The organism is Clostridium sp. HCS.1, assembly GCF_047900555.1.
Lineage (GTDB): Bacteria > Bacillota > Clostridia > Clostridiales > Clostridiaceae > Clostridium.
On the sequence record NZ_CP170704.1, the window covers coordinates 851,095 to 864,235 of the forward strand.

The following is a 13,141-nucleotide window of genomic DNA, read 5'->3' on the forward strand; positions in this document are numbered from 1 at the left end:
ATTGATACTAAATTAAATTAAGGCTAGGAGGCAATAAAGTGAATAAAAAAAGAAATAAAACATGGAATTCCATATGGGAAAATAGAGGACTATATGCATTAATGTTACCTTCTATTATTTTGCTTATACTATTTTCTTATAAGCCGATGTATGGGATAATCATAGCCTTTAAGGATTATAAACCCATAGAAGGTATTTTCGGAAGTGAATGGGTTGGACTTCAACACTTTATAAAATTTTTTAAATCTTATCAATTTAAAACCTCTATAACTAATACATTATCAATTAGTTTATATAGTTTAATTGCAAGTTTTCCTTTACCCATTATAATGGCACTTTTATTAAATCATATGAGAAATAAGACATTAAAAAAAGTGTTTCAAACAGTAACTTATTTACCTCATTTTATTTCTACTGTAGTAATGGTTGGAATATTATTAATTTTCCTATCTCCTGGTAGTGGACTTATTGGAGTTATTTATAACATTTTTGGAGCTGAAGCACCAAATTTAATGGGAAGTGCAAGTGCCTTTAATGATGTTTATGTATGGTCTGATGTCTGGCAACATACAGGATGGGATAGCATTGTGTATTTAGCAGCTCTTTCAGCAGTTGATCCTAGTTTATATGAAGCTGCAACAGTAGATGGTGCAACAAGATGGCAAAAAATAAAATATATTGACCTACAGATGATTTTACCAACAGCAGTTATTCTTATGATTATGAGAGTTGGAGGAATAATGAATGTTGGATTTGAGAAGGTATATTTAATGCAAAACTCTTTAAACTCAACATCAAGTGAAGTTATTTCAACTCTTGTGTATAAAACAGGATTGCTAAGTAACCAATATAGCTATTCAGCAGCAGTTGGATTATTTAATACTATTATAAATGTTATTCTTTTAATTACAGTAAATCAAATTTCTAAAAAAGTTAGCGATAACAGTCTTTGGTAGGAGGGGGTAAATAAATGAAAAAGAATACAGTTGCACAGATTAAGAGCTCTACTAACGATAAGGTTTTTGATGTTTCACTTATAATAATAGCGATAATTGGAATTGTTATTGTGGCTTATCCTTTATATTTTATTATTATAGCATCAATAAGTGATCCATCAGCAGTAGGAAATGGACAAACTTTATTGTTACCTAAAAGTATTACCTTAGATGGATATAGGGAACTTTTTAAAACATCCCAGATATGGATAGGATACAGAAATACTATTATCTATACTGTTTTAGGCACATTCATTGGACTAGCAGTTAATATTCCAGTTGGATATGCTCTATCTAGAAAAGATTTAGTAGGAAGAAAAATAATAACATGGTTTTATATGTTCACTATGTTTTTTAGTGGTGGTTTAATTCCAACTTTTTTAACTGTTAAAGAATTAGGATTTTATGATAATTTTTGGGTAATGGTACTTCCTTTTTCAGTAAGCGTTTATAACATTATAGTAGCAAAAGCTTTCTTCCAATCAAGTTTACCAGAAGAATTATGGGAAGCTGCTAAAATAGATGGATGCTCAAATATAAGATATTTTATACAGATTGTATTGCCTCTTTCAAAAGCTATTTTAGCTGTAATTGGATTATGGACAGCAGTTGGAATGTGGAATTCATATTTTAATGCTTTAATTTACTTAAGAGATGAATCATTATATCCATTGCAATTGATTTTAAGAAATATATTAATTACAAATCAAATGCAATCAGCTATGGGAACAGGTGAAGCTGCTCAAATAGCAATAAGAAACGCAAATTTAATGAGATATGCAGTTATTATTATTTCCACAGCTCCAATTATGTGTGTATATCCATTTGTTCAAAAACACTTTAACAAGGGTGTTATGGTTGGTTCAATTAAGGGTTAATAAAAATAATTTTATATAAAAGGAGAGAGAAAATGAGAAAAAATATAAAAAGTTTATGTAGTGCAATTCTTATTTCTGTAATGGCAACAGGGGTACTAGCAGGATGTGCTGGAAAAGACACAAAAACTGTAGAAAAAGTTGACTTAGGGGATTCTTTTAATGAAAAAGGAATGCCAATTGTTAAGGAAGAAATCAGAATTGATGTCCTCACAACTAGATGGGGTAATATGGGGGATACATTTACAAAAAACAAATTTTTAGTTGATTTAGAAACGGAATCTAATGTAAAGATTAATTGGCAAGTACAATCTCTAAATGACTGGGGAGAACAAAAATCTATTTTATTAGCAAGTGGAGAATTACCAAGTGTTATTTTCGGTAGTGCTACAATGAGCGATACAGATATCCTTTCCAACCTTGATTATTTTATGCCTTTAGATGACTTAATTGATAAATATATGCCAAACTATAAAAAAATTCTTGAGAATGATCCAGAGTTAAAGAAATTAACAACTTATCCAGATGGAAAGATTTATTCATTGGGTAAAAGGCTACCAGCTAGGCCAAAGGTATCAGGCCAATTAATGATAAATAAGAAATGGCTTGATAATCTTAATCTTAAGGAACCTACAACAATTGAAGAATTAAATAATGTTCTTCGTGCTTTTAAGGAAAAGGATGCAAATGGAAATGGAGATCCAAATGATGAAATTCCTATATCAGGATCAGGTAGTCTTAACCAATATTACTTTACTCCATTTGGATATGATGCAATTGATAGTGATATGATGCTAAAGGATGGAAAGTTATATTATGCTAAAACTTCAGAAGCCTATAAGGAAGGATTAAAATGGGCTCAAAAAATGTACAAAGAAGGAATTATTGATTCTGAAGTATTTACTCAAGATAATACAATGTTAACTGCTAAGAATCAAGATCCGAATATTCCTAGGGTGGGAATGTCTTATGAATGGGTACCAGATGCTGTTTTTGGAAAATGGAGTGATGAATATGTTGCAATTGCACCAATAGCTGGACCAGATGGTAATAGATATGCATATGGTAATGAAAATGGTGTAGGTGCATTAGGAAGAAATGAAGTACTTATTACTAAGTTCTGCAAGTATCCAGAAGTAGTTGCTCGTTGGATAGATGAATTCTATACAGATGAAGCAAGTATTCAAAATTTCTGGGGACCAATTGGAACTGTTATTGAAAAGGATTCAAGTGGAAATTATTCATTGTTAAATCCTCCAACAGGAACAAGTGCAGATGCATGGTATTGGGAACAAAGTACTAGAGATTTTGGACCTAAGTATGCTTCTGATACACTTAATGATAAACTTACACTTTCTTCTGAAAGTGGAGATGGTCTGAAATTAGAAATTAGTAAAATGGCAGAAGAATATATTGGAACTCCATACCCTACAGTTATGTATACTTTAGAGGAATCAGAAGAGCTTGCAACAATTACTACAGACATTGATAAATATGTACAAGAAATGTTAGCGTTATGGGTTAGTGATAGTAGCATAGATATTGATGCTCAATGGGATTCATATGTTAAGCAATTAAATACAATGGGATTAGAAAGGTTAATTGAAATAAGAACTTCAGCCTATAATCGTTATATTGGTAAGTAATAAGTTGTTATAAATTTAAAGTAATTAGTCAGATGTCAATTGCATCTGACTAATTATATCAGGAGGAATTTACATGATAAATTTAAAGGTTTCAGAGGAAGCTATTATTCAAGGAAGGAACTATAGGTTTACAGTATTAACTCCATCTTTAATTAGAATGGAATATAGTAAGAAAGGTGAATTTGTAGATAAAGCCACTCAAATGGTGGTTAACAGAAATTTTGATTTAACTGATTTTAGAATAATTGATAATGAAAATGGACTGCAAATCATTACAAGTAATTTAAGATTAGAATACAATAAAAAGGAATTTTCAGCAGAAGGGCTAAAGATAGATATTAATGGAAATTATGCTTGTTATTCTTCTATATGGCATTATGGTGATGAGCCAAGGGATTTAAAGGGAACAGCTAAAACCTTAGATGAGGCAGATGGGGAAGTTCCATTAGAAAGAGGAATTCTTTCTATGGAAGGATGGTCTTTATTAAATGATAAAGGTTCTTTGATTTTAGAGGAAAATGGTTGGGTTAATTCTAGGAAAGATACAGAAGCTGATGATATATACTTCTTTGGATATGGTAGAAACTACATAGAATGTTTAAAAGATTTTTATCATTTAACAGGAGAAGTACCTTTACTACCTAAATATGCCTTGGGTAATTGGTGGAGTAGATACTATAGATATACAGAAAAATCATATCTAGAATTAATGAATAGATTTGAAAAAGAAAATATACCTTTTACTGTGTCTGTTATTGATATGGATTGGCATATAACAGAGGTAGATCCAAAGTATGGCACAGGATGGACAGGATATACATGGAATAAAGACTTGTTTCCTAATCCAGAAAGATTTATGAAAGAGCTTCATGATAAGGGGATGAAAGTTACTTTAAATGTACATCCAGCAGATGGGGTAAGGGCCTTTGAAGATTGTTATAAACCCTTTGCTGAGTATATGGGCATTGATGTAAGTAATGAGGATCCTATTAAATTTCAAATTGGGAATCAAAAGTTTTTAAATGGTTATTTTAATTATGTACATCACCCATTAGAAGAACAAGGTGTTGATTTTTGGTGGATTGACTGGCAACAGGGTAATAACTCAGGAGTAGAAGGAGTAGATCCATTATGGATGTTAAATCATTATCATTATTTAGATAATCAAAGAAATTCTAGACGAGGTTTAATTTTTTCTAGGTATTCAGGACCAGGAAGTCATAGATATCCAGTAGGATTTTCAGGTGATTCTATTATTTCATGGAAGAGCTTAGAATATCAACCGTACTTTACAGCAAATGCATCTAATATTGGATATGGATGGTGGAGTCATGACATTGGTGGACATATGCATGGAGTTAAAGATGATGAGTTAGCAGTAAGATGGCTTCAGTTTGGGGTGTTTTCTCCAATTATGCGTTTTCATAGTAGTAGTAGTGAATTTAATGGAAAAGAACCTTGGAGATATAACTTAATTGCAGAAAAAGTAATGAAATACTTTTTACGTTTAAGACATCGCATGATTCCTTATTTAAATAGCATGAATTATAGAGCATCTTTAGAAGGTATTCCATTGATACAGCCTATGTATTACCATAATCCATCAAAATATGAATCATATCAAGTACCAAATGAATATTATTTTGGATCAGAAATGATAGTATGTCCTATTACTAGTCCTACTAATAAAGCAACAGGTATGGCAAAGTTTTCTGGATGGCTTCCAGATGGAAATTGGATGGATTTATTTACAGGATTAACATATGTAGGTGGAAGAAAAATTGATTTTTATAGAAAGATAGATAATATACCAGTTTTAGCTAAGGAAGGAAGCATTATTCCACTTGATGGAAGAAAAGAAGGAAATAACATTGATAACCCTGAATTCTTAGAAATTCATATAATTTCAGGAAAGTCTGGAGAGTTTGTGTTAAAAGAAGATGAAGGTGTTAATATTTCAGAAGAGTGGAGTGAAACCTTATATAGTTTTAATTATGAAGAAAAAGCTGAATTTATAATTAATGAGCCTACAGGTAATATAAGTATTTTACCAGAAGAAAGAAGATATAAATTAGTATTTAGAGGAATAAATAATGATGTTGTAGTAAAAGTTTATAGCGGATTAGATGAACTTAAAGATATCCAATTAAGTTATAACCATGATATATCAGCAAAAATTGTATATATTCCTTTAACTAATATAAAAAGTAAAATTACTGTACAATTAGAGAATGTAAATAAAAGTACTAATCAAATAAATAAAAGGATTTTTGATTTTTTAAATGAATCAGAAATTGAGTTTGATTTAAAAAATGATATTTTTAATATTGTTAGTAAAATAAAGGAAAGTAAAAGTATTATTTATATTTTAGGAGAATTACAATCTATGAATATAAAACCTGAAATAATGGGACCATTAAATGAAATTTTACTTGCTAGTGAATTTATTAACTTTTAATAATTAATATTTTTCAAAGGATAATAAGTATATTAAAAATTATAAATAATACTAATATAAACATATAATTTCCCAATATTGTTCCCCAGGGGAACAATATTGGGAAAAAACTATTGCAAATGTATTCATAAGGTGTTATTATAAATATACAAAATATTGTACATTAACTTAGGAGTGAGAAAATGGATGTTCAAAGTAAGCTTATGCAGAAGCTTGGAATAGCAATTACTTCTTTAGCAGTAGAGTTTTTACCTTTAAATAAAGGTGATAGAATAAAGACAGTTGCAGAGCTTGCTGAAATATACGAAACCGCTAGAGGAACTATTCAATCTGCTATAAAGTTTCTAAAAGAAGAAGAGGCTATAACTTTAGAGTCTAGAGGGCATCTTGGAACCTTTATAAAGGAAATAGATTATATTAGGCTTTTAGAATTAACTGGTATAAAATCCTTGGTAGGTGTAATGCCACTACCTTATTCAAAAAGATATGAAGGTTTAGCAACAGGTATTTACAGGTGTCTTAATGATAATGGAGTTAATACTAACCTTGCTTTCATGAGAGGTTCTAATCATAGATTAAAAGCATTAGAAGATGGAAGATATGATTTTGCAGTAACTTCAAGACTAACAGCAGATTTCTATTTGGAAAATAATAAAGATATTCAGATAGTGAAAGCTTTTGGGAATTTTAGCTATGTTAACGAGCATATTATAGTAGTAGCAGAAGATTTTAAGGGAGAATTTAAAAAGGGGACTAGAGTTGGAATAGATACATCTTCAATAGATCAATTTATGTTGACTAAAAAGTATTTTGAAGGTTTAGATGTTCAATACGTTCCGTTAAATTACAGTCAATTTCTAACTTCAATTAAGGACAATAAAATTGATGCAGCTATTTGGAATTTAGATGATCTTCAAGAGAGAGCAGAGGAAATTAAGTTTATTCCAATAGATGGTGAAAAGAATAATATCAAAGATACTGAAGCTGTGATTATTGCAAATAAGAAAAATTCAATTGTCCCAGTACTTTTCACAAGAATTTTAGATGTAAAAGAAGTTAAGGAATATCAAGAATTAGTTATGGAAAAGAAAATAATGCCTCAATATTAAGAGGTATTTATTATATGAAAGTACAAAATAATGTATATTGGAGGGGTATTATGGATCTAACTATCAGATTAGAAATTTTAAAGAACTCAGGAATGTTATCAGAAAGCAATTATAATAAGGTAATAAAGGTTATAGAGTATTTTAAGAATGTAAAAAATATAAAACTTGTTGAAGATAATGCTTCTATGTTTATAACTCATTTATGTTCAGCATTAGAAAGAATAGATAAAAATGAAACTGTAAATGATATAGACGCAGATATACTTGAGGCTCTTAAATTAGAAGAAAAATACAATGAATCTATGCTTCTTGTAAAGGATTTAAAGGAATTTTTAGGGGAGATTCCAAAAGAGGAAGTTAATTTTATTGTAATGCATGTTTGCACATTATTAGCACAAGCATAAAAATATATTAATCATACATAAACAAATAAATAAATATGGAGGAATTAAAATGAAAAGAATAGTTGTTGGTGGACAAATAGACAAGCAAAAAGTTGCTGATATTATAGCAAAAGTTGCTGGTGATAAAGTTACTATAGAAATAAAAAGTGATATTGAAGCAGCTATGGCCATTAAAACTGGAACAGCAGATTATTATCTAGGAGCTTGCAACACTGGTGGTGGTGGTGCTTTAGCAATGGCAATAGCATTACTTGGAATGGGAAGTTGTGCAACAGTTTCAATGCCAGGTATCATTAAGTCAGAAGCTGAAATTAAGGCTGAAGTAGAAGCTGGAAAGAAAGCATATGGATTTACAGCTCAACACGCAGAAGAAGTTATTCCAGTAATTCTTAAATACATCCTTTAATATAAAATAGATAAAAAATATTTTGCAAAAGATAAATTATATAAAGTGGTATAAAAAGTTTATTAATTATTAATTAATATAAAAAATGTGAAAATTTAGGAGGAATTATACATGCATTATCTTCAATATGTAGTAATAGCACTTTTAGGAGCATTAGCAGCAATTTTATCAAATACAGGGGTTGCCGTATTTAACGATGGATTAAGACCAATCGTTCCTGAGTATTTAGATGGAAGAATGGATAAAAAAGCATTAGCAGCAACATCATTTGCACTTAGTTTTGGATTAGTTATTGGTTTTGGTATTCCAGTTTCAATAGCTGCATCAATTATATTAGTACACAGTATCTTATTAGGTACAGATATTATAGGTTCTTTCTGTCCAGCTGGAAAGAAAGGTATGATTGTTTCAGGAGCAGTGGGAGCTGTTTATGGAATAGGTATAGTTTATGGATTACAATTTGTAGTTGATTTATTTGCACTTTTACCAATTAATTTCTTAGATGCTTTAAAACAAGTAGGAACACCAATTACAGTAGCATTTGCTGTATTCCCAGCTTTAGTTGTTGCATATCAATTTGGAACTAAAAAAGGTTTCTTAACAGGAATAGTTTCTCTATTAGTTAGACAAATAACAGCTATATATGGAGTATTCACTATAAATGGAGCAAAAATAACTTTAGATAAAGAAGGTATGGCTTTACTTGCTGGTATGATAATTATGATCGTATTTGCAGTTCAAGAAAAACCAGATCCAAATGCACCAAAAGTTGACTTAGTATCAATATTCTCAGAAAGAGTTAAGAAAATTAAAAAGAACTTACCTTTATTAGCATTAATGGGTGGATTAATTTCTGCAGCAACTAGCCTTAGCTTATTAGCTGGAGACCCAATCAGTTTAAATCTTTTAGCAGAAGGAAAGAACACTGAAGCAGCAATGACTGCATTTGCAAGAGGTATAGGATTTATTCCACTAGTAGCTACAACAGCAATTTCTACTGGGGTTTATGCACCAGCAGGTATGACATTTGTATTCGTGGTTGGATTCTTAATTGGAAACCCAATATTAGCATTCGTAGCTGGAGCACTAGTGATGGCTTTAGAAGTCTTCTTCTTAGATGGACTAGCTAGATTAATGGACAAGTTCCCAGGAGTTAGAAAGTGTGGAGATAACATAAGAACAGCTATGAGTAAAGTTCTAGAAGTTGCTTTATTAATAGGTGGTATGATGGCTGCACAAGCTATGGCACCAGGATTTGGATTATATGCAGTAATTGGTTTATATGTATTAAACAAGACTTCAAAGAAACCAATAGTAGATATGGCAGTAGGTCCAGTTGGAGCAATTGGAGTAGGAATTTTAATAAACATATTATACTTAGTTGGATTATTTGTAGTAGCGTAATAATCTATGCTTAATCCTTAATGAGTAATAGATAATTAAGTAAATAATAAGGTAATAACTTATAAAATAATAAATAATTAATTAATGTAGTGACTCAGCTTCGGCTGAGTTATTACATAAAAAGAATTAGAGTTTAATTATTGAATTGATATATGATAAAGATTTGTTTAACTATATTTATTTAACAATTAAACAAATTTAATACATAATATACAAAATTTTGTATATTAAACAGCACTGCTTTATAATGAAGAATGAAAAATTAATATTTAAACCCCATAGGAGTTTAGAAAATTTCATAATTCAGCTTGTCTGAATTATTGCTACAATTCTATATTTTACATTCTACATTCTATATTCAAAGAGAGGTGATTTGAGATGGAAAAGGAAATAATATATGCTCATGAGCATATAACAATAGATTTATCAGGGGTTAAGAAAGATAAGGATTGTTTTTTAAATAATAAAGATCAAACTATAGAAGAGTTTAAAGAATTAAAGAATAAAGGTGTTTCTACCATTATAGATGTTACTAATAGAGGTATGGGTAGAAATACGGATTATGTATCAGAAGTTATTAGAGAAACTGGGCTAAATATCCTTCAAGCTACTGGATATTATAAGGAGCCTTTCTTACCTGAAGAAGTTTATAGAATAAATGAAAGAGAAATGGCTAAAATCCTAATTGATGAAATTGTAAATGGAATTGATGGCACATCTACTAAAGCTGATGTTATAGGTGAAATTGGAACTAGCTTAAATAAGATCGAAGATATGGAGCTAAAGGTTTTTGAAGCTGCTTCAAGAGCTCATGTTGAAACAGGAAAACCTATAATTACTCATACCACTTTAGGAAAATTAGGTCTTGAACAAATTGAAATATTTAAAAAATTTAATGTTGATTTATCTAAGGTAACTTTAAGTCATATAGATTTAAGTGGTGATTTAGAATATATGTTTAGAGTATTAGATACAGGTGTTAATATTGCCTTTGATACAATTGGAAAGAATAATTACCAACCAGATGAAGAAAGAGCAAATTGGCTAAAAGAGCTTTGTAATAGAGGTTATAGTAATCAAATAGTTATGTCTATGGATATTACAAGAAAATCTCACTTTAAAGAAAATGGAGGTCTTGGTTATAGTTATTTAATAGATGATTTCTTACCAAGATTATATGAAAAAGAAATTTCTAACAAGCATATTGAAAATATGTTAGTTAATAATATAAAAAATATTTATGGCCTTAAATAGGAGGAATTTATGAAAACTTACCCACTACATTCGATAAGTTTAGATGAAGCAAAAAAATTACAATTTAAAATAATTGATACTATAACAAAACATTTTGATGGTAGAGAAGTATTATCCCTAGGTGATTTAGGTGTTGTAAAGGGGTTAAATAAACCAACATACACTAAGAAGGTAGAAAATGTTTTTGCTGAAGTATTTGATGCAGAAGCTGCAATATTAGTAAGAGGAGCAGGAACAGGGGCTATAAGATGGGGGCTTATAAGTTTCATGAAAAGCGGAGATACTATTTTAGTACATGATGCACCTATATATCCCACTTCTAAGGTTACTATTGAAACAATGGGACTTAATATTGTTACTGCTAATTTTAATGATTTAGAAGATATTAAAAAGGTTGTAGTAAATCATCCAGAAATTAAAGGTGCTTTAGTTCAAAATACTAGACAAAAAATAGATGATTCTTATGATTTAGAAGAAGTAATAACTACAATTAAGGATTGTAATGAAAATATAAAAATAGTTACTGATGATAACTACGCAGCTTTAAAGGTTAAAAAGATAGGAAATCAATGTGGAGCTGATCTTGGAAGCTTTTCTTGTTTCAAAGTTTTAGGACCAGAAGGTGTTGGAGTTTTAATAGGTAAGAAGGAATTAGTAGATAAAGTATATTCATTAAATTATTCAGGTGGAAGCCAAGTACAAGGACATGAAGCTATGGAAGCCTTAAGAGGCTTAGTATATGCCCCAGTTTCTTTAGCAATTCAATCTGAAGTTAATGAAGAATTAGTAAGTAGATTAAGAAATGGAGAAATTCCAGAAGTTAAAGATGCATTCCTTGCAAATGCTCAATCTAAAGTTCTTTTAGTAGAATTTAACGAAGAAATTGCTGAAGATATTTTAGATTTAACAACTAAATATGGAGCTGCCTCTCACCCAATTGGATCTGAATCTATATATGAATTTGTTCCAATGATGTATAGAGTTTCAGGAACCTTTAGAGCAGCAGATCCAACTCTTGAAAAGAGAATGATTAGAATTAATCCAATGAGAAGTGGTGCAGATACTATAATTAGAATTTTAAGAACTGCAATAGGGGAAATAAAAAATAAGTAAGGGGGAGCAAAGGTGTTTCTTGAAAAAACCGTAGAAAGAAATAGAGAATTAGTTGAAGCTGCGTTTGATCTCCATAAAAGAGGAGAAATTTTACCTGATACTTATGTTATAGACTTAGATACTATAATTGAAAATGCTAGAAAAATAAAGGAAGAAGCTGATAAGTATGGTATTAAGCTTTACTTTATGACTAAACAAATAGGAAGAAATCCTATTATAGCTAAAGAATTTATGAAGCTTGGATACGAAGGTGCTGTAGTAGTGGATTTTAGAGAAGCCGAGGTAATGATAAATAATGGAATTAAGATTGGACATGTTGGACACTTAGTACAAATACCCAAGGCTTTAGTTCAAAAAATAATTAAATCTAAGCCAGATTACATAACAGTTTATACTTTAGACAAGGCTAAGGAAATAAATGAGGCATGTGAGAAGTTTGGTCTTAAGCAAAATATTATGCTTAGAGTATTAGGGGAAAAGGATAATTTATATTCAGGTCAATATGGTGGATTTAAATTAGAAGAACTTAAGGAAGTTGGAAAAGAATTAATTAAGCTTAAGAGTCTTAATATTGCTGGAGTAGCATCCTTTCCATGTTTCTTATATGATGTTGAAAGTAATGAAGTTAAGAGAACAAATAATATTGACACTATTAAGGAGGCCAAAGAAATTCTTGAAAGAGAATTTGATATAAAGATAGAACAATTAAATATGCCTTCTGCAACTTGTGTAAATACAATTGAGAAGATATATAAAGAAGGTGGTACTCATGGAGAACCAGGGCATGGTTTAACAGGAAGTACACCATATCATAAGTATAATAATGGTGTAGAGCTTCCAGCTATGGTTTATGTAACTGAAGTTTCACACAATTTATTAGATAAAGGGTATTGCTATGGGGGAGGTCACTATAGAAGATCTCATATGGAAAATGCTTTAGTTGGAGATAGTTTAGGTAATTCAAAGATAATAAAGGTTATTCCTCCAACAGATGAAAGCATTGATTATCATTTTGAACTATCAGAAAGATGCAAGGTATCAGATACTGTAGTAATGGCATTTAGAACTCAAATTTTTGTAACAAGAAGCAATGTTGCTTTGGTTAAGGGGATAAAAGACGGAAATCCAGAAATAGTTGGGATTTATGATGCACAAGGGAAAATGCTTATAAACTTTAAGAGATAAGTAAAAAATAATGGCCAATAGTAAAATAATATGTAATAGAAAAAGTAATAAGTAAGAGATTTGAATGAAGTTGGAGAGCGTAATCTTTAAATAATATCAATTATAAGACTAATTAAAGTTATTTAAAATGTGATTAATATGATAATAAAAATTTAGTTATTTTTACTACCTATAGATAAATATAAATTCTAAAAATTTACTTTTAATTTGAGTATAAAGTATATTTGTCTCTTCAAATTTTTACCTATATTTTTAATAACAATTGCATTAATAGTTATAAAAAGAAATAAAT

Annotated in this window: 11 protein-coding genes; all 11 read left to right on the forward strand. The window is 29.9% G+C overall.

Annotation, left to right across the window (positions count from 1 at the left end; genetic code table 11):
* Positions 1-38: 38 nt before the first annotated feature.
* The 11 genes from ACFYH6_RS04025 to ACFYH6_RS04075 all read left to right on the forward strand — a co-directional run bounded on the left by ACFYH6_RS04025 (position 39) and on the right by ACFYH6_RS04075 (position 12,849).
* Positions 39-956 carry an ABC transporter permease gene (locus ACFYH6_RS04025; RefSeq protein WP_416179699.1) on the forward strand — a complete coding sequence of 306 codons (918 nt, stop codon included), beginning with the start codon at positions 39-41 and terminating at the stop codon, positions 954-956.
* Between the two features lie 14 nt (positions 957-970).
* Positions 971-1,873: a carbohydrate ABC transporter permease gene (locus ACFYH6_RS04030; protein ID WP_416179698.1), complete on the forward strand. Its 903-nt coding sequence runs from the start codon at positions 971-973 to the stop codon at positions 1,871-1,873.
* Positions 1,874-1,905: 32 nt separating this feature from the next.
* On the forward strand, positions 1,906-3,516 hold the full coding sequence (locus tag ACFYH6_RS04035) for an extracellular solute-binding protein (RefSeq protein ID WP_416179697.1): 1,611 nt from the start codon (positions 1,906-1,908) through the stop codon (positions 3,514-3,516).
* A gap of 73 nt (positions 3,517-3,589) precedes the next feature.
* Positions 3,590-5,974, forward strand: a complete 2,385-nt coding sequence (locus ACFYH6_RS04040) for a TIM-barrel domain-containing protein (protein WP_416179696.1) — start codon at positions 3,590-3,592, stop codon at positions 5,972-5,974.
* A 182-nt stretch (positions 5,975-6,156) separates the two neighbouring features.
* Positions 6,157-7,083, forward strand: coding sequence for a GntR family transcriptional regulator YhfZ (gene yhfZ / locus ACFYH6_RS04045; protein WP_416179695.1), 927 nt, complete (start codon positions 6,157-6,159; stop codon positions 7,081-7,083).
* A 50-nt stretch (positions 7,084-7,133) separates the two neighbouring features.
* Complete coding sequence (locus ACFYH6_RS04050) at positions 7,134-7,487, forward strand: PRD domain-containing protein (protein ID WP_416179694.1); 354 nt, start codon at positions 7,134-7,136, stop codon at positions 7,485-7,487.
* Between the two features lie 49 nt (positions 7,488-7,536).
* Entirely contained in the window at positions 7,537-7,893 is a 357-nt protein-coding gene (locus ACFYH6_RS04055) for a DUF2620 domain-containing protein (RefSeq protein WP_416179693.1), read from the forward strand.
* A gap of 111 nt (positions 7,894-8,004) precedes the next feature.
* Complete coding sequence (locus tag ACFYH6_RS04060) at positions 8,005-9,297, forward strand: YhfT family protein (protein ID WP_416179692.1); 1,293 nt, start codon at positions 8,005-8,007, stop codon at positions 9,295-9,297.
* Positions 9,298-9,675: 378 nt separating this feature from the next.
* Entirely contained in the window at positions 9,676-10,551 is an 876-nt protein-coding gene (locus ACFYH6_RS04065) for a phosphotriesterase (RefSeq protein WP_416179691.1), read from the forward strand.
* Positions 10,552-10,560: 9 nt separating this feature from the next.
* On the forward strand, positions 10,561-11,664 hold the full coding sequence (locus tag ACFYH6_RS04070; protein ID WP_416179690.1) for an aminotransferase class V-fold PLP-dependent enzyme: 1,104 nt from the start codon (positions 10,561-10,563) through the stop codon (positions 11,662-11,664).
* A 12-nt stretch (positions 11,665-11,676) separates the two neighbouring features.
* On the forward strand, positions 11,677-12,849 hold the full coding sequence (locus ACFYH6_RS04075; RefSeq protein ID WP_416179689.1) for a YhfX family PLP-dependent enzyme: 1,173 nt from the start codon (positions 11,677-11,679) through the stop codon (positions 12,847-12,849).
* The last annotated feature ends 292 nt before the right edge of the window (positions 12,850-13,141 follow it).

Coding starts and splice junctions, on each gene's coding strand:
- ACFYH6_RS04030 (WP_416179698.1), top strand. CDS start 971: ATGAAAAAGAATACAGTTGCACAGATTAAGAGCTCTACTAACGATAAG.
- ACFYH6_RS04035 (WP_416179697.1), top strand. CDS start 1,906: ATGAGAAAAAATATAAAAAGTTTATGTAGTGCAATTCTTATTTCTGTA.
- ACFYH6_RS04040 (WP_416179696.1), top strand. CDS start 3,590: ATGATAAATTTAAAGGTTTCAGAGGAAGCTATTATTCAAGGAAGGAAC.
- yhfZ (WP_416179695.1), top strand. CDS start 6,157: ATGGATGTTCAAAGTAAGCTTATGCAGAAGCTTGGAATAGCAATTACT.
- ACFYH6_RS04050 (WP_416179694.1), top strand. CDS start 7,134: ATGGATCTAACTATCAGATTAGAAATTTTAAAGAACTCAGGAATGTTA.
- ACFYH6_RS04055 (WP_416179693.1), top strand. CDS start 7,537: ATGAAAAGAATAGTTGTTGGTGGACAAATAGACAAGCAAAAAGTTGCT.
- ACFYH6_RS04060 (WP_416179692.1), top strand. CDS start 8,005: ATGCATTATCTTCAATATGTAGTAATAGCACTTTTAGGAGCATTAGCA.
- ACFYH6_RS04065 (WP_416179691.1), top strand. CDS start 9,676: ATGGAAAAGGAAATAATATATGCTCATGAGCATATAACAATAGATTTA.
- ACFYH6_RS04070 (WP_416179690.1), top strand. CDS start 10,561: ATGAAAACTTACCCACTACATTCGATAAGTTTAGATGAAGCAAAAAAA.